At 73.5% G+C, this 20,191-nt stretch carries 18 protein-coding genes; 6 read left to right on the top strand and 12 right to left on the bottom strand.

Going from position 1 to position 20,191, the window contains the following annotated elements; all coding sequences use genetic code 11:
- The first annotated feature begins 152 nt into the window (after window positions 1-152).
- Entirely contained in the window at window positions 153-833 is a 681-nt protein-coding gene (locus OG470_RS35255) for a DUF4142 domain-containing protein (protein WP_328418950.1), read from the top strand.
- Between the two features lie 93 nt (window positions 834-926).
- On the opposite strand, the gene OG470_RS35250 is transcribed toward OG470_RS35255, so the two are convergent.
- The 5 genes from OG470_RS35250 to OG470_RS35230 all read right to left on the bottom strand — a co-directional run bounded on the left by OG470_RS35250 (window position 927) and on the right by OG470_RS35230 (window position 6,463).
- A complete protein-coding gene (locus OG470_RS35250; RefSeq protein ID WP_074313163.1) occupies window positions 927-1,214 on the bottom strand; it encodes an Lrp/AsnC family transcriptional regulator in 288 nt (95 codons plus the stop codon).
- 79 nt (window positions 1,215-1,293) lie between these two features.
- Window positions 1,294-2,193, bottom strand: a complete 900-nt coding sequence (locus OG470_RS35245) for a sugar phosphate nucleotidyltransferase (RefSeq protein ID WP_442931018.1) — start codon at window positions 2,191-2,193, stop codon at window positions 1,294-1,296.
- On the bottom strand, window positions 2,190-2,732 hold the full coding sequence (locus OG470_RS35240) for an NUDIX hydrolase (protein ID WP_328418949.1): 543 nt from the start codon (window positions 2,730-2,732) through the stop codon (window positions 2,190-2,192). The genes OG470_RS35245 and OG470_RS35240 overlap by 4 nt, the downstream gene beginning before the upstream one ends.
- A gap of 53 nt (window positions 2,733-2,785) precedes the next feature.
- Window positions 2,786-4,579 carry a RelA/SpoT family protein gene (locus OG470_RS35235; RefSeq protein WP_328426810.1) on the bottom strand — a complete coding sequence of 598 codons (1,794 nt, stop codon included), beginning with the start codon at window positions 4,577-4,579 and terminating at the stop codon, window positions 2,786-2,788.
- A gap of 129 nt (window positions 4,580-4,708) precedes the next feature.
- Window positions 4,709-6,463: a DEDD exonuclease domain-containing protein gene (locus OG470_RS35230; RefSeq protein ID WP_328418948.1), complete on the bottom strand. Its 1,755-nt coding sequence runs from the start codon at window positions 6,461-6,463 to the stop codon at window positions 4,709-4,711.
- A 128-nt stretch (window positions 6,464-6,591) separates the two neighbouring features.
- Between OG470_RS35230 and OG470_RS35225 the strand changes: the two genes are divergently transcribed.
- The 4 genes from OG470_RS35225 to OG470_RS35210 all read left to right on the top strand — a co-directional run bounded on the left by OG470_RS35225 (window position 6,592) and on the right by OG470_RS35210 (window position 11,042).
- Complete coding sequence (locus OG470_RS35225; protein ID WP_328418947.1) at window positions 6,592-8,046, top strand: NYN domain-containing protein; 1,455 nt, start codon at window positions 6,592-6,594, stop codon at window positions 8,044-8,046.
- Between the two features lie 241 nt (window positions 8,047-8,287).
- Window positions 8,288-8,506: a hypothetical protein gene (locus tag OG470_RS35220; RefSeq protein ID WP_328418946.1), complete on the top strand. Its 219-nt coding sequence runs from the start codon at window positions 8,288-8,290 to the stop codon at window positions 8,504-8,506.
- Window positions 8,507-8,661: 155 nt separating this feature from the next.
- Window positions 8,662-9,921 (top strand): M48 family metallopeptidase, encoded by a 1,260-nt coding sequence (locus tag OG470_RS35215; RefSeq protein WP_328418945.1) that lies wholly within the window; start codon window positions 8,662-8,664, stop codon window positions 9,919-9,921.
- Window positions 9,918-11,042 (top strand): glycosyltransferase family 4 protein, encoded by a 1,125-nt coding sequence (locus tag OG470_RS35210; protein ID WP_328418944.1) that lies wholly within the window; start codon window positions 9,918-9,920, stop codon window positions 11,040-11,042. The genes OG470_RS35215 and OG470_RS35210 overlap by 4 nt, the downstream gene beginning before the upstream one ends.
- Before the next feature lie 13 nt (window positions 11,043-11,055).
- On the opposite strand, the gene OG470_RS35205 is transcribed toward OG470_RS35210, so the two are convergent.
- The 7 genes from OG470_RS35205 to OG470_RS35175 form a co-directional block, all read right to left on the bottom strand.
- A complete protein-coding gene (locus tag OG470_RS35205) occupies window positions 11,056-11,724 on the bottom strand; it encodes a lysophospholipid acyltransferase family protein (protein ID WP_328418943.1) in 669 nt (222 codons plus the stop codon).
- A gap of 29 nt (window positions 11,725-11,753) precedes the next feature.
- Window positions 11,754-12,335 (bottom strand): TetR/AcrR family transcriptional regulator, encoded by a 582-nt coding sequence (locus tag OG470_RS35200; protein ID WP_328418942.1) that lies wholly within the window; start codon window positions 12,333-12,335, stop codon window positions 11,754-11,756.
- A gap of 269 nt (window positions 12,336-12,604) precedes the next feature.
- Window positions 12,605-14,263, bottom strand: coding sequence for a putative bifunctional diguanylate cyclase/phosphodiesterase (locus OG470_RS35195; RefSeq protein WP_328426808.1), 1,659 nt, complete (start codon window positions 14,261-14,263; stop codon window positions 12,605-12,607).
- 79 nt (window positions 14,264-14,342) lie between these two features.
- On the bottom strand, window positions 14,343-15,152 hold the full coding sequence (locus tag OG470_RS35190) for an SAM-dependent methyltransferase (RefSeq protein WP_328418941.1): 810 nt from the start codon (window positions 15,150-15,152) through the stop codon (window positions 14,343-14,345).
- A 190-nt stretch (window positions 15,153-15,342) separates the two neighbouring features.
- Window positions 15,343-16,011, bottom strand: a complete 669-nt coding sequence (locus tag OG470_RS35185; RefSeq protein WP_007072219.1) for a response regulator transcription factor — start codon at window positions 16,009-16,011, stop codon at window positions 15,343-15,345.
- Between the two features lie 7 nt (window positions 16,012-16,018).
- Window positions 16,019-17,710: a sensor histidine kinase gene (locus OG470_RS35180; RefSeq protein ID WP_328418940.1), complete on the bottom strand. Its 1,692-nt coding sequence runs from the start codon at window positions 17,708-17,710 to the stop codon at window positions 16,019-16,021.
- A 14-nt stretch (window positions 17,711-17,724) separates the two neighbouring features.
- Entirely contained in the window at window positions 17,725-19,539 is a 1,815-nt protein-coding gene (locus OG470_RS35175) for an AMP-dependent synthetase/ligase (RefSeq protein ID WP_328418939.1), read from the bottom strand.
- A gap of 186 nt (window positions 19,540-19,725) precedes the next feature.
- Here OG470_RS35175 and OG470_RS35170 point away from each other — a divergent pair, with 186 nt between their 5' ends.
- Window positions 19,726-20,181, top strand: coding sequence for an SRPBCC family protein (locus OG470_RS35170; RefSeq protein WP_328418938.1), 456 nt, complete (start codon window positions 19,726-19,728; stop codon window positions 20,179-20,181).
- Window positions 20,182-20,191: the final 10 nt, after the last annotated feature.

The following is a 20,191-nucleotide window of genomic DNA, read 5'->3' as shown; positions in this document are numbered from 1 at the left end:
GCGGGCGCCACGCCGTATCGGCGTCCACCACCCATCCGGTCAGGAGTCGGACGGCCACGGCGGGACCGGTCGACCCCGCGCGACGGGCGATCGCAGGAATAACCCCGGTGAGCCGGGTATCCGTGCGGTCCAACGTCTCAAGGGGGGGAAGCATGTTGGGTATCAAACGCCTCGGCCTGTTGGCCGCGCTGGTACTGGTCGGCGTAGCGCCGGCAGCGGCCGCGCAGGCCGCGGCACAGCCGTCGACGCAGGACACCCAGTATCTGCAGGCGGTGCACCAGGTCAACCTGTTCGAAATCACCGCCGGTGACCTGGCCCAGCAGAAGGGCCAGGACCAGGGGGTCAAGGACCTGGGCGCGATGTTGAAGACCGACCACACCCAGCTGGACCAGACGGTGCAGCAGACCGCGTCCCAGCTCGGGGTGGAACTGCCGAACGAGCCCAGCGCCGATCAGCAGGCCGTCATCGACCAGCTGAACAACGCCAGCGGCGCGGAGTTCGACCGGCTCTGGGTGACCAGTGAGCTGGCCGGTCACGTCCAGGCCATCCAGGCCACCCAGACGGAGATTTCGCAGGGCTCCGAGCAGTCGGTGGTCCAGTTGGCCCAGACCGCCCTGCCGATCCTGCAGACGCACTACGACGAGTTGGTCCAGCTCGCCAACCAGCTGGGCATTCCGGTCCCGCAAACCAGCGCCAGCGGTACTCCCAGCCCGGGCGGCACCTCGACGCCGGCTCCGGGCGGCACCACTGAGTCCCCGGCTCCGGGCGGCACGACCGAGTCGCCGGCTCCGGGCGGTGGCACCACCGAGACGCCGGCTCCGAGCGAGAGCTGACGTAACGGCAGCAGACGGCCGGTCCACCCGCGGGGTGGACCGGCCGCCGTGCGTCCGGCGCGGCCGACCCGGCGGTCGGCGTGGCCGGCGGGGTCAGTCGGCGCTGGCCAGGCCGATCGCGAACGCCTCCTCCAGGTCATGCTGGGAGTACGCCCGGAACGCGATGTGCGACTCGGTGTTGAGCACGCCCGGCACCTTGGAGATGCTGCCCGCGATGACCTGGGCGATCTGGTCGAACTCGCGGACCCGGACGATGGCGATGAGGTCGACGTGCCCGGCCACCGAGTAGACCTCGCTGACGCCGGGGAGGTTGGCCAGGTTCTCCGCCACCTCGGGGATCGCGTCGGTGGCGCAGTCGATCAGCACGATCGCGGTGATCACGGGGCATTTCTCCGTTCGTCGGCGTCGTCGCCCATGCTAGATGTTTCCGCCCGGGCCTGGAGGCGGGAGCCGTCGGGGCTCAGCCCTGCGCGCCGGCCGGCACGGTGCAGCCGTCCCCGGCCCGGATCGCGTCGCGTAGTCGTTCGTCGGCGCGTACCGTCGCGCCCGGCCAGACCACCGTGCGCCGTACGTCGCCGTGCACCCGTGCACCGGCGCCGACCACCGACTCCACGCAACGGCCGGTCACTGTGGCCGACGGGTCGACCAGGGTGCCGCCCGCCGCCGCGTGCAGGTTGGCGGCGAGGTAGTCGGCGGGGGTGCCGGTGTCGTAGAAGGTGCCCGGGTAGGGCACCACCTCCAGCGCGCCGGCCGCCTCGGCCGGCCGCCAGACCGCGCGTACGAGGTCGGAGAAGACCACCGGCAGGTCGCGGACAAGCCGCCAGGGCAGCAGCGAGAAGCCGGTGAAGCAGTGCCCGGCGAAGGTGCCCGGCGCCGCCGGGTTCGCGGCGGGCTGACCGAGCAGGCGTACCCGGTGCTCGTCCCAGCCGTCGAGCAGGGCGGCCACGTCCGTGCCCGGGGGAGCGGCCGGGTCGGCGAGGTACGCGTCGGCGTTGCCGACCAGCACCGGCCGGCCGTCGATCCAGTCCCGCAGGTTGGCCACCCCGCCCGCCGTGCCGAGTGGGTCGCCGGGCTCCACCGACAGGTGAGCACGGTCGCCGACGTGCGCGACCACCTGGTCGGCGAGGTAGCAGGCGTTCACCGCGACCCGTCCGGGACCGGTCAGGCCGAGCCCGGCCAGCCGGGCCAGCGCCCGGTCCAGCAGCGGCACGTTGCCCACCGGGCAGAGCGCCTTGGGCACCCGTTCGGTGAGCGGTCGCAGCCGGGTGCCCTCGCCCGCGGCCAGCACCACGGCGCACACCTCCGCCCGCCGGTCGCCCGGCCGGCCGTCGGTCGCCGGCACGCCGGCCGCTGCGGTCACGGCATCGTGTCGGGTACCGGTGGCGGGAACTGCCCGGCCAGCGGCCCGATGTCGTAGTAGGCGAGCAGCCGGGCCGTCGGCCAGGTCAGCTTGGGCAGATCGTCGAGCGGGTGCCAGGCGGCCTCGAAGACCTCACCGCCGTCGACCACCAGCTCGGTGTCGGAGGCCGGCACCTCCGTCTCGAAGACCACGTCCACCCAGCCCTTGGCGTGCACGACCGCGTTCGGCACCGCGGGGCGCAGCCGGGACGGTGGGAGCCGGATGCCGCTCTCCTCGAACAGCTCGCGGGCCGCGCCCACCACCGGGGCCTCGCCCCGATCCAGCAGGCCGGCGGGCAACGACCACCCCTTGCCGGGCGGCTGGCGCAGCAGCAGCAACCGCCCCGCACCCGTCGCCTCGGCGTCGCGGACCAGGGTGACCGCGCCGACGATGTACTTGGGCACGGCCAGCCGGACCAGGCGGCGGCGCACCGGCAGGGGCAGCCGGTAGAAAGCCTGGTAGAAGATGGCCCGACCGGTGGCGCGGGAGCGGGGGATCATGACTCCAGGCTAGTGGTCACGAATGTCGTTCGGACGCGCTGGGGCCCGGCGGGTCACTGCCGATGGTCGACCAGGTCGATGAGCTGGCGGACCACGGTGTCCGGTTCGATCACCCGGTCGAAGACCGCGACCAGCAGGGTCTCCAGGTCGGGGTAGCCCAGCTCCTCGGAGAGGCGCAGCAGCGGCAGGTCACTGGCGAGGCCACGGTTGTGCTGGCGCAGGGCGAGCCCGATGGTGGCCCGGCCGAGGCGGACCTTGTCGCTGATCGTGATGCCCGGCTCGGTGTGCTCCGCGAACCACCGGTTGATCTGCATCTGCGCGTGCGGCGACTTGACGAAGTCGAGCCACTCCCGGCGTGGGCCGCGCGGCGCCACCCCGGCCTCGAAGCCGTTGTCCCCGTCGTTCTCGGTGAAGATCTCGACCACGTCGCCCTCGTCCAGCTCGGAGCTCAGCGGCGCGAGCCGGCCGTTGATCCGGGCGGCGAGGCAGTGGTCGCCCCGCTGGCTGCCCAGCTCGTAGGCGAGGTCGACGGGCGTGGCACCGGCCGGCAGTACGACCTGCCGCCCGTCAGAGAAGACCTGGATCTGCCCCTCGGCGAGGTCGCAGCGCAGCGACTCGAGGAACTGCGCCGGGTCGGCGGCGTCCGGCTCCCAGTCGAGCACCCGCCGCAGCCAGTCCAGCTGCTCGGCGCGGGCCGCCGCGCTGCCGCTGCTCGTGCGTGGAAAGCGGAAGTCGGCGGCGATGCCGTACTCGGCCGAGCGGTGCATCTCCTCGGTGCGGATCAGCACCTCCACCGTGCGGTCCTGCGGGCCGCAGACGCTGGTGTGCAGCGAGCGGTAGAGGTTGTTCTTCGGCGAGGCGATGAAGTCCTTGAATCGGCCGGGGACCGGTCGCCAGGTGCCGTGGATGGCGCCGAGCGCGGCGTAACAGTCGGTGGCCGGGCCGTCGACCACCACCGAGATGCGCGGCAGGTCGTACGGCGCGGCGTGGCCGCCGGCGATGGTGTCCTTCCAGATCGAGTAGAGATGCCGGGGCCGGGGGCTCACCTCGGCGTCGACCCGGCTGCGACGCAACGCCACCCGGGCACGGGTGACCACCGACTCGAGGTACGCGTCCCAACCCGGCCGATCGTGCACGTGCCGGGCCAGCCGGGCGTGCTCGTCGGGCTCCAGGTGCAGCAGCACCACGTCGTCCAGCTCGCGCTTGAGGGTCTGGATGCCCAGCCGGTCGCAGAGCGGGACCAGCACCTCCTGGGTCTTGCGGGCGATCCGTTCCCGCGACGCCGCGGAGCGCACACCGAGGGTGCGCATGTTGTGCAGCCGGTCGGCCAGCTTGATGATCAGCACCCGGACGTCCTTGGCAGCCGCCACGATCATCTTGCGGATCGTCTCCGCCTCGGCGGCCTTGCCGTAGAACGCCTTGTCGAACTTGGTCACCCCGTCGACCAGGTGGGCCACCTCGCCACCGAAGTCCTCGGAGAGCGCCTGGAGCGTGTAGCGGGTGTCCTCCACCGTGTCGTGCAGCAGCGCCGCCACCAGGGTGATGGTGTCCATCCCCAGCTCGGCGCAGATCTGCGCCACCGCGAGGGGGTGGGTGATGTAGGGCTCACCGCTCTTGCGGAACTGCCCGCGGTGCATGTTTTCCGCGATGGTGTACGCCCGGCGCAGCACCGCGGGATCGGTGCCGGCGTGGATGCCCCGATGGGTCCGGACAAGCTGCGTGACCGGGTCGGAGTCGGCGGTCGGCCAGGTGAGCAGCGACCGCAGCCGGCGGGCCAGCGGCAGCTCACCCGACTGGGTCGGCAGGGCGCCCCCCAGGGCGGCGCCGTGTCCGGCGTCGACGTCCACGAGGGACACCTCCTCACCCCGGCTCCGCGGCCGCCGAAACCCGGCGGTCGGGAGCAGGCCCACGAATCGGGCAGGACTGCACTTCTCCAACAGCCTAAGGGAGCCGACGTAGTCCGATCGGTCACTTGGTCATGAGCGTTCGGTCGAGAGTTGGTGGGACCCTCCGTTTTCGGCCTTCGCCAGGAGGTCGCGGAACCGGCCCGCACCACCAACCGGCGAGGACCAACCGGAGGACATTTCCACCAGCCGGGTCTCCGGTCGTTCCAACCAGGACAGGATGCGCTCGGACTCCTCGGCGGTGGCCGCCGGCACCGGTCCGTGCCCGCCCGGCACCGTCTCGGCGGTCGCCCGGATGGCGTTCAGCGTGGGTCGCGGGTGGACGCTCGGCGGGGACACCCCCGCGCCGGCCAGCCGGCCGTGCCGGACCAGGGCCAGCTCCCAGCCGCCACGGGCGGCCGGCCGGGCCGCGGCCAGCTCGACGATCCCGGTCAGCGCGGCCAGCCGCTGCATCCGCACGGTGGCGCGCAGGACCGCGGCCAGCCGGGACCGCACCACCGCGGCCTCCTCGTAGCGCTGGTCGCGGGAGAGCACGTCGATCCGGGCCAGCAGCGCGTCCACCACCGGCTGCGGGTCGCTGGCGGTGGCGGTGCGGAACGGCGCGGCGGCGCGGTCGTCGTACTCCTCGGGGGTGATCTTGTGCTCGCAGGGTGCCGGGCAGCGACCCAGCTCGGCCAGCGCGCAGGCCGGCGTGACGGTCCGCAGCGAGAGCCGGTGCGTGCACTGGCGCAGCGGAACGGCGTCGTGGAAGCCCGCGGCGGCCAGCTCCGCAGCCCGTCGGGAGGTGAACGGCCCGAGGTAGGCGGTGTCGGTGGGGGAGAGGCCACGGACCACCGACAATCGGGGGTACGGGCCGTCGGTCAGCTTGAGCCAGACCATCCGCTCCGGGTATTTCGACCGCCGGTTGTACGGCGGGGCGTGCGCGGCGATCAGCCGCAGCTCGCGGACCTCGGCCTCGAGCGAGTGCGCGCACTCGACCGCCTCGACCCGCTCGGCCGCCGCCAGCATCTCGGAGATCCGGGCCCGCTTCTCCCCGGCGGTGAAGTAGCTGCGCACCCGGGTGGCGATGTCGCCGGAGGTGCCGACGTAGAGCGGCCGGTCGTCGGCGGCCCGGAAGATGTAGACCCCGGGGACCTTGGGCAGCCCTTCGGCCAGGTGCCGCTTGCGGCGCTGGGTCGGGGTGACCGCCCGGGCGAACTCGATGGCGTCGCCGACGGTGTCCACCCGGTGCCCGCCGAGCCGGCCGATCAGCCCGTGCAGCACGTCGACGGTGGCCTTCGCGTCGTCCAGCGCCCGGTGGGTGGGCTGGGTGGCGGTGCGGAAGTAGGCGGCCAGGGTGCCCAGCTTGCGGTTGGGCACCTCATCGCGGGTCAGCACCCGGCGGGCCAGCGCCGCGGTGTCCAGCACCCGCGGGTTGGGCCACCGGTAGCCGTGCTTGGCGCAGGCGGCCTTGAGGAAGCCCACGTCGTAGGGGGCGTTGTGGGCCACCAGCACCGCGTCGGCGATGAACTCCAGGAAGCTCGGCAGCACCTGCTCGATCGGCGGCGCCGGCACGAGCATGGCCTGGGTGATCCCGGTCAGCACGGTGATGAACGGCGGGATCGGCTGCCCCGGGTTGACGAGGGTGGCCAGCACGCCGAGCTGCTCGCCGCCGCGCACCTTGACCGCGCCGATCTCGGTGATGCCGCCGCCGTCCGGTGCGCCGCCGGTGGTCTCCAGGTCGACCACCACGAAGGTGGTCGCGTAGAGCGGCAGCGCCGGGTCCACCCCGCCCATCGCCGGGTCGAGACCGGCCAGTGACTCCTGGACGTACTCCGACTGTGCCATCGGCGGCACGCTAGCGCCCCGGTCCGACACTCCCGTCACAACGGTCCCTTGAGTCACCACGGGGGCTAGGATGAGAGTTCGGCTCACTCACCGGGCGGTGGGCCCGGTCGCGGTGGGAGACTTGTTACATGCCCCTCACCGAGCCGTCCGACGACCACCTCCCGCAGGAGGATCCGGTCGCGCTCGACGGGGCCCTGGGCAACCCGGACGACAACGTAGTCAGCGAGACATCCGGCGCATCCGGCCCGACGACGGCGGGCGACGGGTCGGTTGTCGAGCCGGAGCCGACCCTGCCCGAGCCGGTCCGGCAGCGGATCGTGGCGCTGACCGCCGCGGTGCTGCCCGGGCTGCCCTCCGACGAGGTGCCGGTGCCGCTGCGCCGGGTGGCCAAGTTCGCCCCGAACCGGCGGGCCCGGCTCGGCGCGCCGGCCATCGCCGCCCAGCTCGCCGGCGACCCGCTGTTCCGGCAGCGGGTCACCGCCCGGGTGCTGGCCGACGCTGGTGACCTTGGCGCAGCCGTGGTCGAGGGCACCGCGCCGGCCGCCGCCGACCCGGTCGAGGTGGCCGCGCTGGCCTACCTGGCCCGGCCGCGTGGCTGGCGCGAGCTGATCGACGCCAGCGGCGCGGCGGTCCGCGCCGAGGCCGACAGCGCGGTCGTCGCCGAGTTGGTTCGCGAGGCCGAGCAGCGGGCCACCCGGGCCGAGCACGACCGGGCGGTGGCTCGGGTGGAGGCGGAGAAGCTCCGCGACGAGCTGGCCCGGGTCCGGGAGGAGTTGGGCCAGCTCCGCGAGGAGTCCCGCCAGTTGGCCCGTACGCTGCGGGAGACCCAGGCCCGCGAGCGCAAGGCCACCGAGGTGCTGGCCACCGAGCGTGGCCGGGCCGCGCGGGCGAGCGCCGACGTGGACGCCGAGCTGCGTCGGGCCCGCGCCCGGCTGGCCGAGGCGGAGGCCGCGGCCGGCGTGGCCAGGGCCAGCGCCAAGGAAGCCCGCTCGGTCGACGACGCCCGGCTCTGGCTGCTGCTGGAGACCATCGGTCAGGCCGCCGTCGGGCTGCGCCGGGAGCTGGCGCTCGACCCGGTGGACAAACTCCCCGCCGACTTCGTGGCCGACGCGTTCGCCGAGCAGCCGGGCACCGCGCCGGCCGGTCCGTCCGCCCGCGCCCGGGACACCGACGACCCGGCCCGACTGGACCAACTGCTCGCCCTGCCCCGGGCACACCTGGTGGTGGACGGCTACAACGTCACCAAGCGCGGCTTCGGCGAGATGTCGCTGGAGCAGCAGCGCAAGCGCCTCATCACCGGGCTGGGTGGGATCGCCGCGCAGACCGGCGACGAGGTCACCGTGGTCTTCGACGGTGCGGAGCGGATGCACGGGCTGCCGGCGGCGCCACGCGGCGTACGGGTGCTCTTCTCCCGCAAGGGCGAGACCGCCGACGAGCTGATCCGGCGGCTGGTCCGCGCCGAGCCGGCGGGGCGTCCGGTGGTCGTGGTCTCGTCCGACCGCGAGGTCGCCGACGGCGTACGCCGACACGGGGCCTACCCGCTCGGGGCCGACTCGCTACTGCGGCGGCTCGCCCGCTCCTGACCGCATCCGCCGGCGGATCGGCCGGCGGCCGTGATCGACACGAGGTCGATGATGTTGGGGTGTCCGGCGGTCGGGATACCCCGATATCGCTGACCTGGAGTCGATCTCGCCCCCAAACGGCCGGTCGAGGTGGTTGTCCGGGTTTCTGTCATACCCGGTGGCTAGCGTCGATGTGACCGACGGTGCTCGGGTGGCGACGACAGTGCGCCGGCCGCGCATCGCGAGCCGATCAGGAGGCGTGATGCTCATCGACTGCGAGGGGTGCCCGACCCAGGGAGGCGGTTGTTCCGGCTGCCTGGTGGCCGCCCTGTTCGACGAGTCGTCCCCGGCGGCCGGGCTGGCCGCCGCAGAGGTCCAGGCGATCGAGGTGTTCGCCCGGGCCGGCTTCGACGTGGAGGTGCTGGCGGCGCCCGCGCGTCCCGGCACTGCTCGTCGCCGCGCCTCCCGCCGGGTCGCCTGACCGCCACACCGCGCCCGGAGCGGGCTTTTCGCGGACCATAGGATGGGCGGTCACGGCGGGAGGAGCGGCGGGATGAGCGGGGTACGACGCGACGACGGCGGGCCTGCCGGCAGCGGCGAGAAAGTCCGCCGCGCGGTGCGTACGGTGGTGCGCCGGTGAGCCCGCGCGGCTGGGCGCTGCTGACCCTGGCCGGGTTGACCGTCGCGCTGGTGGTGACCGCCGCGCTGCTCATCCCGTGGCACCGACCGCCGGCGCCCCGGGCCGACCAGCTCGCGGCGCTGCGCGACCTGCCGGCCGACCAGGTGGCCCGGGGGCGGGAGTTCCGCGCCGCGCTGCGCCCCGGTGGTTACTCCGCGCTCGCCGTCGGGCTGCTGGTCGCCCTCGCACTCGGGCTCACTCCGCTGGGCAGCCGCCTGGTCGAGCTGGTGGGCCGGCCGTTCGGCGGGCACTGGGCCGCGCAGGCGGTGCTCGGCGGGCTGGCTGTGGTGCTCGTCGCCGACCTGCTCACCCTTCCGTTCTCCGCCTGGCGGCAGAGCGTGCTCACCCGCTACGGACTGAGCACCAACGGCTGGAGCGGTTGGGCGGTCGACCTGCTCAAGTCGTACGCCGTCAGTGCGGTGATCGGCGCGGTGGCGCTGTTCGGCTTCTACGCGGTCATCCGGCTCGCCCCGCGCTGGTGGTGGGCTTTCGGCGCGGCCGGTGCGGCCCTGCTGGTGGTGCTGCTGTCGTTCGTGCTGCCGGTGCTGGTGGAGCCGGTGTTCAACCGGTTCACCCCGCTGGAGCAGGGCCCGCTGCGCACCGAGCTGATCAGCATGGCGGCCCGCGACGGGGTGCCGGTACGCGACGTGCTGGTGGCCGACGCCTCCCGGCGCACCAAGGCGGTCAACGCGTACGTCTCCGGTCTTGGGCCGACCCGGCGGGTGGTCGTCTACGACACGCTGCTGCGCGAGGCGACCCCGGCCGAGGTGACCGCCGTGGTGGCGCACGAGCTGGGGCACGCGAAGGACCGGGACGTGGCGGTCGGCACGCTGACCGGCGCGCTGGGCGCTGCCGCCGCGGTGGTGGCGCTCTACCTGCTCGGCTCGTGGGGGCCGCTGCTGCGGCTGGCCGGTGTCGACTCGGTCGCCCAACCGAGCGCGTTCCCGTTGCTGGTCGCTCTGGTCACGGTGGTCGGGCTGCTCGCCGCGCCGGTGCAGGCGCTGATGTCCCGGCGGGTGGAGGCGCGGGCCGACGCGCACGCGCTCGCGCTGACCGGTGACCCGGCTGCCTTCGAGTCGATGCAGCGCCGGCTCGGCTCGGTCAACCTCGGCGACCCCGACCCACCGCGCTGGGAATACCTCTACTCGGCCACACATCCGTCCACCGTGGAGCGGATGGCCGCTGCCCGCGCGTACGCCCGGGAGGCCGGCCGATGAGCCGCACGCTGCTGATCACCAACGACTTCCCGCCCCGTCCCGGTGGGATCCAGTCCTTCGTGCACAACCTCGCGGTGCGTCAGCCGGCCGGCTCGGTGGTGGTGTACGCGTCGAGCTGGCGCGGGGCGGCGAAGTTCGACGCCGACCAGCCGTTCGAGGTGATCCGGGAACGCACCCGGGTGCTGCTGCCCACCCCGCTGATCGCCCGCCGGGCTGCGCGGCTGGCCCGCGCGTACGACTGCGACACGGTGTGGTTCGGCGCGGCAGCCCCGCTCGGGCTGCTCGCCGCGGGCCTGCGCCGACGGGCCGGGGTACGCCGGGTGGTGGCACAGACCCACGGCCACGAGGTCGGCTGGGCGGCGCTGCCCGCCGCACGGCCGGCGTTGCGGCGCATCGGTCGAGGCGTCGACGTCACCACCTACCTCGGCGAGTACACCCGTAGCCGGCTGGCCCGGGTGCTGGACGGGGTGACCGAGCTGCGTCGGCTGGCGCCCGGGGTGGACGTGGACACCTACCACCCGACTGTGGACGGCGAGCCGGTGCGGGCTCGGCTGGGGCTGGCCGACCGGCCGGTGGTGGTCTGCGTGTCCCGGCTGGTGCCGCGCAAGGGGCAGGACATGCTGATCCGGGCGCTGCCGGAGATCCGCCGTCGGGTGCCCGACGCGGCGCTGCTGATCGTTGGCGGCGGCCCGTACCGGGCGACGCTGGAGAAGCTGGCCCGGCAGGCCGGCGTGGAGCGGGACGTGGTCTTCACCGGCTCGGTGCCGGCGGCCGAACTGCCGGCGCACTACGCGGCCGGCGACGTCTACGCGATGCCCTGCCGCACCCGCAACCGGGGGCTGGACGTGGAGGGGCTGGGCATCGTCTACCTGGAGGCGTCCGCGACCGGCCTGCCGGTGGTGGCCGGTGATTCCGGGGGCGCGCCGGACGCGGTCCGCGAGGGCGAAACCGGCTACGTGGTGCGGGGCCGGGACGTCGCCCAGCTCGCCGACCGGGTGGCCCGGCTGCTCGCCGACCGGGACCTGGCCCGCCAGTTGGGCGCGGCCGGCCGGGCGTGGGTGGAGCGGGAGTGGCGCTGGGAGGCGCAGGCGCAGCGGATGGCAGCCCTGCTCGCCGGCTGACCGCCACCCGCGCTCAGCTGGGGCTCGACCGGGACGGTGCGTAGCGGGGCACGTACTCCTGGCCGGTGAGCCGCTGGATCGCCGCCATCACCTCGTCGGTGACCGTCCGGATGTCGCGTGGCCCGTTGATCCGGCCGGCGACCGGGATCGGCGGGCCGAACCGCAGGGTGATCGGGTGTCGGCGGGGCAGCCGCGCGTCGACCGGCAGCACCTCGGCGGTGCCGAGCACGCCGACCGGGATGATCGGCACCTCGGCGTCGCGGGCCAGCCGGGTCATTCCTACGCGGCCCCGGTAGAGCCGCCCGTCCGGGGAGCGGGTGCCCTCCGGGTAGACGGCGACCAGGCCGCCGGAGCGCAACACCGGCACGGCGGCGTCGAGGGCGCTGAGGGCGGCCCGGCCGCCGCCGCGCTCCACCCGGATGGCGCCCATGCCGGCGACGATCTGCCGGTTGAGCCAGCCGCCCGGGCCGCGGCCGGTGAAGTACTCGGCCTTTGCCCAGAAGGTGACGTGCCGGGGCGTCGCGCAGACCAGGAACAGCTCGTCGGCGACGGAGAGGTGGTTGCCGGCGAGGATCGCGCCGCCGTGCCGGGGCAGGTGCTCCAGCCCTTCCACGCGTGGCCGCCAGCCCAGCCGCAGCGTCGTGCCGACGGTCAGCTTGGTGAGGTCGTACAGCAGGGGCACGTGTCCTCCGGGTTGCGGGGGTGGATGGTTCAGGCGGGGGCGGGGCCGAGGTGGGCGTCCAACGTGGCGCGCAGCAGGGCTTCGTCATCGGTGGCGCCGGTGGCCAGCGGCAGGCTGCCCCAGGCCCAGAGCTGGGCGATGCCGTGCAGGTTGGCCCAGAGCGCGCCGGCCAGCACCGGGGCTGGCGCGTCGGTCGGCCGGCGCAGTTGGGCCACCAGGTCGGTCACGACGGCGAACAGGGGGAGGCTCGTCTCGCGTAGCCGGAGCCGGCCGCTGCCCAGCAGGTCGTGCCGGAACATCAGCTCGAACATGCCGCCGTGGGCCGCCGCGAAGTCCAGGTACGTCCGGCTCAGCGCGGTCAGCCGGGCACGCGGGTCGGGGCCGGCGTCGCGCGTCGTCTCCTCGACCCGGGCTGCGAGGTCGGCGAAGCCCTCGCGGGCGATGGCGGAGAGCAGGTCGACGTGGGTGGGGAAGTAGCGGCGTGGTGCGCCGTGCGAGACCCCGGCCTGGCGGGCGATCTCCCGCAGCGACACCGCCGACTGGCCCTCGCGCAGCACCAGGTCCACCCCGGCCGCCACCAGCCGCGCCCGGACACTCGCCTCCTCGCTCATAGACACTGTCTACCATGTGTGCGTAGACAGTGTCTACCCAGCCCTCGCTGCCCACTCTCCGCAGCATGAGACGACGGCCGTGGCCACCGGCGAGCCCGAGGGCGGCCTCGCCGCATTGAGCGTGATACCTCAGAGTCATAAAATACCTCTGAGGTATCGCCGTCCGCGCCGTCCGCGCAGTCCGCGTGCCGTCGAGTGACGCGCCATCCGCGCAGTCCGCGCACCGTCGAGTGGCGCGCCATCCGCGCCGTCGAGTGGCGCGCCGGCGGTCAGCGGATGCGGGCCAGGATCCGGTCGGCGGGGGCCGGCCGGCCGAAGTGCCAGCCCTGGGCGGCGTCGCAGCCGATCGCCCGCAGCCGCTCGGCCTGCCCGGCGGTCTCCACACCCTCGGCGGTCACCGTCAGGTCCAGCGCGTGCGCCAGCGAGACCAGCGAGGCGAGGATCCGCTCGTCGGTGCGTCCGACCGCCGGCGACTGCAACCCCGCCACGAATTCCCCGGCCACCTTTAGCTCGGTCACCGGCAGGTCCCGCAGGTACGCCAGGTTGCTGTAGCCGGTACCGAAGTCGTCGATGGCGATCCGCACCCCGAGGTCGGCCAGCACCCGCAGGGCGCGTACCGGCTCCTCTGCTGTGCTCATCATCGTGCTCTCGGTGATCTCCAACTGGAGTCGCTCCGGCGGCAGGCCGGTCTGCCCCAGCAGGGCGCGGACCTCCTGCACCAGCCCGGGCCGGTGCACCTGGCGGACCGCCAGGTTGACGCTCACGAACGGCGCCGCCGCGCCACCGGCCGACCAGGCCTTCGCCTCCCGGCACGCCTCGGCCAGCACCCACCCGCCCAGTTGCACGATCAGGCCGGTCTCCTCGGCCAGCCCGATGAAGCTGTCCGGCCGCAGCACCCCCAGCTCCGGGTGGCGCCAGCGGACCAACGCCTCCACGCCGATCAGCCGGCCGTCGCGCAGCGAGGTCAGCGGCTGGTAGTCGAGGTAGAACTCGCCCCGCTCCAAGGCGGCCGGGATGGCCGCGGAGAGCGCGTACCGGGCCAGCTCGCGCCGGTTGCGCTCGGCGTCGTAGAGCGCCCAGCGCGCACCGCCAGCCGACTTCGCCCAGTGCAGGGTGCTGTCGGCGGCCCGCATCAGGTCACTGGGGTTGGCACCGGCCACCTGCCGCTCGACGATGCCCAGGCTCGCCGAGACCTGAAGCTCGTGCCCGTCGACCACCGCCGGTGTCCGGACCGCCTCCAGCGCGGCCTCGGCCACCTTCACCATGTCGTCGGTGCCAGCGGTGTGTTCCACCAGGATGACGAACTCGTCCCCACCGAGCCGGGCCACCAGGTGCTCACCCAGGGCCTGGCACAGCCGCTCGGCCACCGTGGTCAGCAGCCGGTCGCCGATCTGGTGCCCGAGGGTGTCGTTGACGACCTTGAACCGATCCAGGTCGAGGAAGCACACCCCGACCCGCTGCGCCCCCCGGCCCGGCTCGTTCAGCGCGGCGGTGAGCCGCTCGGTGAACAGCGTCCGGTTGGGCAGGCCGGTGAGCGGGTCGTGGGTGGCCTGGTGGCGGAACCGCGCCTCACTGGCCCGCAACGCCCGCTCGGCGTGCGTCCGGGCCATCATGGCGGCCCGGCGGATCGACTCCTGCTCGTCGAGCGTCCGGTCCCGCAGCGCGCGGGCATAGCCGGTCGCCACGGCAGCCAGCAGCCGCGCCATCCGGTCCTCGACGTCCTCGGCAACCAGCCCCAGGTCGCGCACCAGCCGGAGCTGGATGACCTCGACGGTACGGCCCAACCCTTCCGCGGAGGCGATGTGCGCCGCGACCAGTTCAGCGCCGACCCGGTGCCCGGTGCGCAGGTCGAACGGCTCGGCGAGCAGTGCACCGGCCAGTTGCCCGGTGAGCCGGTGCAGCAGGGTCTCGAGCTGGGCCTGGGTCATCGGCAGGTAGCTGGTGCCGGAGACCGCCTTGGCCCAGGCCCGGGCGAAGCTGCCCGGGTAGGAGGTCGCCTCTGGCGACTCAGCCACCGAGCCGCCCGACGCCGCCCATGAAGACCGCACGTTCGGCGTCCTCCGCGCTCTCCGGGGTGTCCGGCCGCCACTCTGGCACCCAGACCACGCCCGGGTCGACCAGCTCGAACCCGTCGAAGAGCGCGGTCAGCTCAGCTCGGCTGCGGACCCAGAGCGGGTTGTCGGTACGCCGGTAGACCCGTTCCGCCTCGGCCCGTTCGTCCCGGCTGCGCCCGTCGTCGCTGGCCTGTGACAGCACCAGGTAGCTGCCGGGGGCCAGCGCGTCGCGCAGGGTCCGCAGCAGCTCCGCCGGTCGGTCGTCATCGGGGACGAAGTGCAGCACGGCCACGATCATCACGGCCACCGGTTGCCCGAAATCGAGCAACCCCCGCACGCTCGGGTGGGCCAGGATCTTCTCCGGGTGCCGCAGGTCCTCCTGCACCACCACCGCGCGGTCGTTGCCGGCCAGGATCTCGCGGCTGTGCGCCACCGCCACCGGGTCGACGTCCACATAGACCACCCGCGACTCCGGGTCGATCCGCTGGGCGATCTCGTGAACGTTGCCGACGGTCGGGATCCCCGAGCCGATGTCCAGGAACTGCCGGATCCCGGCCTCGGCGAGGTGGTGCACCGCTCGGCGTAGGAACGCTCGGTTGGCCTGGGCCATCAGCGGCGCCTCCGGCACCGCCGACACCATCGCCTGGGCCGCGGCCCGGTCGGCGGCGAAGTTGTGCGAGCCGCCGAGGTAGTAGTCGTACATCCGCGCGACGCTTGGGCGCTCGATGTCGATGGTGTCGGGTGCCCAGTCCGGCCGCTGCATGCGCTTCACCCCTAGTCCGCGACGCGGGCGTCGTCGCCCGCGCGGGTATTGTGCCCCCGCTGTGCCCGCCAGACCATAGCGTGCCGCCCATGTTGCCGCCGACCTCGGTCGATACGCGAAGGTCCGCGCCGGCCGGGGAGGCTGGCGCGGACCTTCGGTCACGGCGTCCCGCTCGACGAGCGGGGGCAGATCAGAACTTCGGGGCGTCCGGCGCCTCGAGCAGGCCGAGCCGGAGCGCGGTCATCAGCGCCTGCGCCCGGTTGGCAGCCCCGAGCTTCTCGTAGAGCTTGGAGATGTGGGTCTTGGCCGTGGACTCGCTGACGAACAGCTGCTTGGCGATGCCGGCCACGCTCATCCCGTCGGCGAGCAGCCGCAGCACCTGACCCTCCCGGGGCGAGAGCTGCGGACCGGACGGGGCGAGCCGGCGCTTCATCGCCTCGGCAAGGTCGGCCGCGGTGAACGCGCTCGGGGAGGAGGCGGCGTGCCGGGCGGCGGCCACCACCTCGTCGGCCGGCGCGGTCTTCGGCACGAAGGCACTCGCGCCGGCCTCCAGAGCGCCGAAGAGCTGATCGTCGCCAGCGTACATGGTCAGTACCACGATGCCCATCGACGCGCTGGACTTGCGCAGCGCGCGGGTGGCCTCCAGGCCGCTGCCGTCAGGCAGCCGCAGATCCATGATCACCACGTCCGGCTGCAGGGCGCCCGCCTGACGTACCCCCTCCGCCGCCGTGGCGGCCTCACCGACGACCTCGAACTGACGGTCGCGCTCGAAGGCGTGTCGCAGGCCCTTGCGAATGAGGTCGTGATCGTCGACAAGGAGGACCTTGGTGCGGGTGGCCGGTGTCGGACTTGTGGTCATCCTCGGGTTACTCCCCTTCTGGTGCTGCGCTACCGCGCACGTTATCGCGCCGGGACGACGTGCCGAGAACTACCGCCACGGTCGTGCCGCTCGGTTGCCGCGGCCTGATCTCCAACCGGCCCCGGATACGTTCCGCCCTCTCGGCCATGATCGCAAGACCGTACCGCCCGTCGGGGCGCTGGTCAGCCATCCCCTGACCGTCATCCGACACTTCAATTTGCGCGTACGGGGGGTCCACCTCGCAGGTGACCCAGAGATTCGAGGCTCCAGCGTGCTTGCGCGCGTTGGTCACCGCCTCCTGCGCGATGCGCAGCAACTCGGCCTCGGTGGCCGCCGGCAGCCGTGCGGTGGACTCGTCCAACGACAGGTGCACCCGCAGCCCGCCGGACGCGCCCACGGTCCGCGCGTACTCGGCGATCGCTGCGGCCAGCCCGCCCTGCCGGTCCACCTCGCTGCGCAGCTCGAAGAGGCTCAGCCGCAGCTCCTGAATCACCCGGGTCACCTCGCCGCGCAGCGTACGCAGCGCCTCGGCGGTCTCGTCGGCGTCGTCGAAGACGGTGGCCAGGGCGTTGTCGATGCCGTAGCCGACCATCACCAGCTCCTGCGCCACCCCGTCGTGGATCTCCCGGGCCAGCCGCTGCCGTTCCTCGTTGGTGGCCAGCGAGCGGACCTCGTCGAAGAGCAGCGCCGCCTCCAGCCGCAGCGCGGCCGGCCGGGTCAGCGCGGTCACCCGGGACACCACGGGCGGCGGGTACGCGTGTGCGGCGTCCGCCTCCAGCACCACCAGCCCCACCGTGCGCACACCGGCGACCAGCGGGACGATCAGCGCGGAGACGTCGCCGCCGCGGTGCGAGCGGGACTGCGAGCGGGCAGCGGTCTGCGCCTGCTGGCTGGCCCAGGCGTCGGCGATCGCCGAGTCCGCGTCCAGCGTCGTCTCCCAGTCCACCCGGTCCACCCCGGCCTGGGCGAGCACCACGAGCCGGCCGCCGCCGCTGGCCGACAGCACCGCCGCCCGGTCGGCCCGCGCCACCGTACGCAGCTCGTCCAGCAGGTGCTCGGAGATGCCGCCCGGGTCCAGGGTCGCCCCGGGCAGTTGGCGGGCCACCGTGCGCAGCTGGGTCAGCAGCCGGGTCGCCTCGGCGTACGGCTGGGGCTTGCCCTCACCGCGTACCGCCATCACCCGGTGCAGGGTGCTGGCGGCGTAGAGCCCCAGCGCGGCCAGGATCAGCCACTGCGCGCAGACCGCCAGGTAGCCAGGCTGGCCGAGCTGACGCCCTCCGCCGACCTCGGTCAGCGCGCCGCTGACCAGGAGGGTGGCGGCGGTGACCGCGAGCAGGGCGGCGCCCTCCCGGAACCGGCGGCGCAGCGCGGTGACGGTCACCGGCACCGCCAGGTAGGGCAGCATCGCCGAGGCGCCGAGCCCGTCCACCGTCCCGCCGATCGACGCGACCGCGGCCACCTGGCTCGCGGCCAGCCCCAGCACGACCACCTCGGCCACCCGGCTGAGCGGGCCGATCAGCCGGTGCTGGGGGGCCAGCGACGCGGGCAGCCCGGCGACCGCCAGCAGCGCGATCCACCACAGCTGGCTGACGTCGTGGGTGGCGAACAGGGTCAGGACGGCGACCAGCGCCAGCATCACCAGGCGGGCGGCCGCGGCGAGGGGATGCGGGTGCGGTGCGACGGATGTGGATACGGGCACGTGACGGATGGTAGTCAGCCCCGGTAGATATCGGCGATCTCCGCCGCGTACGTCTTGTGGACGACCTGGCGCTTGACCTTGAGCGACGGGGTCAACTCGCCGGTGGCCTCGGTGAAGTCGCGGGGCAGGACGCGGAACACCTTGATCGCCTCAGCCTTGGAGACGGCCTGGTTCGCGGTGTCGATCGCGGACTGGATCTCCTCGCGCAGGCCCTCGTGCGCGCGCAGCTCCTCGACCCGGGTGTCGGCGGGCAACTCGGCGCTCTCCAGCCACTTCGGCAGCGCCTCCTCGTCGACGGTGACCAGCGCCGCGATGAACGGCTGCCGGTCGCCGACGACGACGCACTGGCTGATCAACGGGTGTGCCCGGACCAGGTCCTCCAGCACCGCCGGGGCGACGTTCTTGCCGGCGGCGGTGACGATCAGCTCCTTCTTCCGGCCGGTGATGCTGAGGTAGCCGTCGTTGTCGAGCTGGCCCAGGTCGCCGGTGCGGAACCAGCCGTCGGCGCTGAGGACCTCGGCGGTCGCCGACTCGTTGTGCCAGTAGCCCTGGAAGATCAGGTCGCCGGAGAGCAGGATCTCGCCGTCGTCGTCGATCCGCACGGTCACGCCGGGCAGCGGGCGGCCGACGGTGCCGATCCGGGTGCCGGTGGGCAGGTTCGCCGCGGCGGCGGGTGAGGTCTCGGTCAGGCCGTAGCCCTCCAGGATCGTCACCCCGATGCCGCGGAAGAAGTGACCGAGCCGGGCACCGAGCGGTGCACCGCCGGAGATGGCGTCCCGGCACCGGCCGCCGAGCGCGGCGCGCAGCTTGCGGTAGACCAGCCGGTCGAAGAGGGCGTGCTGCGCGCGGAGCGCCAGGCTGGGCCCCCGCGAGGTCTCCAGCGACTCGCTGTACGCGATGGCGACCTGCTCGGCGCGGGCGAAGATGGCGCCCTTGCCGTCGGCCTCGGCCTTCTGCTTCGCCGCGTTGTAGACCTTCTCGAACACCCGGGGTACGGAGAGCACGAAGGTCGGTTTGAACCCCTGCAGCTCGGCGACCAGGTTCTTGGTGTCCGCGCAGTGGCCCATGGTGGCCCGGGCCTGCACCACGCCGATCTGGATCAGCCGGGCGAAGGCGTGCGCCAGCGGCAGGAAGAGCAGGGTGGCCGCGCCGGCGTTGAACAGGTTCGGCAGCACCGGCACCGCGTTGGCGATGTCGGCGTACATGTTGCGGTGGGTCAGCATGCAGCCCTTGGGCCGGCCGGTGGTGCCACTGGTGTAGATGATGGTGGCCAGGTCGCCGGAGTGGACCGCCTCGCGTCGCCGGTCCACCTCGGTCAGCTCGACCGCGGCACCGGTGGTGACCAGCTCATCGACCGCGCCGAGGTCGAACTGCCAGACCTGGTTCAGCTCGGGCAGCCGGTCCCGGACGCCGGCCACCAGGGCGGCGTGGTCGGCGGTCTCCACCACCGCGGCGACCGCGCCGGAGTCGGAGAGGATCCAGGCGGCCTGCTCGGCGCTGGAGGTCTCGTAGATCGGTACGGTGACCGCGCCGGCCGCCCAGATCGCGTAGTCCAGCAGCGTCCACTCGTAGCGGGTCCGGCTCATCAGGGCGACCCGCTCGCCCGGCTGGATCCCGGCGGCGATCAGGCCGCGGGCCACCGCGACCACCTCGTCACGGAACTGAAGGCAGGTCACGTCGGACCAGCTGGTGCCGGTGCCGTCGGCGGCCGGGGTGGCGCGGGCAAACTGGACGGCGTCCGGCGCGACCTCGGCGTTTTTCCAGACCGGATCGGTGAGGTTGGCCGCGTCGCCGACGGTGACGATCGGCGGAACGGAGAACTCGCGCACCTGCACTCCCTCGTGCTCACACTGGCCGGACCGGCCGCCACCGTGGGCGTCGGCTTTGTCGAAACCTACCCGGCCGCCGGGGCGGGTGTAGTAGGCAGGCTGCCCAGTACGGTCGTGGCGCGGTGGTCCGGCGCGCGGCGGGGGCGGCGCGGCGCGTGCGCGATGCCCGCCGGGTAGCCTCCCCCCATGGCGGACTCCTCCACCCAGTCGATCATCATCGGCGCCGCACCGGACCGGGTGGCGGCGGTCATCTGCGACTTCGCCCGCTACCCGGAGTGGACCGAGGCGGTGCGCCACGCTGAGGTCATCGAGGAGTACGAGGACGGCTACGCCAGCCAGGTGCGCTTCACCATCGACGCTAGCGTGATGGCCGACGAGTACGTGCTCGCCTACGAATACGCCGAGGACCTGTCCCGGATCGAGTGGCACCTGGTCGCCCCCTCGAAGATGCAGAAGAGCCAGCGCGGTTCGTACGACCTGGTGGGTAACGCGGACGGCGGCACCACGGTGACCTACACCCTGGAGGTCGAGCTGTCCGTGGGAATGCTCGGCATGTTTCGGCGCAAAGCCGAGAAGATGATCATGGACACCGCGTTGAAGCAGCTCAAGCGCCGGGTAGAAGCACCCGGTGCGGCGCACTGACGCGTCCGGC

It is taken from the genome of Micromonospora sp. NBC_00389, assembly GCF_036059255.1.
Lineage (GTDB): Bacteria > Actinomycetota > Actinomycetes > Mycobacteriales > Micromonosporaceae > Micromonospora.
Note: the sequence above shows the minus strand (reverse complement) of the source record. Positions and strands in the feature narration are given on the sequence as shown.

Excerpts from the sequence above, each read along its gene's own strand:
- OG470_RS35240 (WP_328418949.1), bottom strand. The coding sequence starts at position 2,732 with ATGATCCCCCGCTCCCGCGCCACCGGTCGGGCCATCTTCTACCAGGCT.
- OG470_RS35220 (WP_328418946.1), top strand. The coding sequence starts at position 8,288 with ATGCTCATCGACTGCGAGGGGTGCCCGACCCAGGGAGGCGGTTGTTCC.
- OG470_RS35210 (WP_328418944.1), top strand. The coding sequence starts at position 9,918 with ATGAGCCGCACGCTGCTGATCACCAACGACTTCCCGCCCCGTCCCGGT.
- OG470_RS35200 (WP_328418942.1), bottom strand. The coding sequence starts at position 12,335 with ATGAGCGAGGAGGCGAGTGTCCGGGCGCGGCTGGTGGCGGCCGGGGTG.
- OG470_RS35225 (WP_328418947.1), top strand. The coding sequence starts at position 6,592 with ATGCCCCTCACCGAGCCGTCCGACGACCACCTCCCGCAGGAGGATCCG.
- OG470_RS35255 (WP_328418950.1), top strand. The coding sequence starts at position 153 with ATGTTGGGTATCAAACGCCTCGGCCTGTTGGCCGCGCTGGTACTGGTC.
- OG470_RS35185 (WP_007072219.1), bottom strand. The coding sequence starts at position 16,011 with ATGACCACAAGTCCGACACCGGCCACCCGCACCAAGGTCCTCCTTGTC.
- OG470_RS35190 (WP_328418941.1), bottom strand. The coding sequence starts at position 15,152 with ATGCAGCGGCCGGACTGGGCACCCGACACCATCGACATCGAGCGCCCA.
- OG470_RS35195 (WP_328426808.1), bottom strand. The coding sequence starts at position 14,263 with ATGACCCAGGCCCAGCTCGAGACCCTGCTGCACCGGCTCACCGGGCAA.
- OG470_RS35230 (WP_328418948.1), bottom strand. The coding sequence starts at position 6,463 with ATGGCACAGTCGGAGTACGTCCAGGAGTCACTGGCCGGTCTCGACCCG.
- OG470_RS35170 (WP_328418938.1), top strand. The coding sequence starts at position 19,726 with ATGGCGGACTCCTCCACCCAGTCGATCATCATCGGCGCCGCACCGGAC.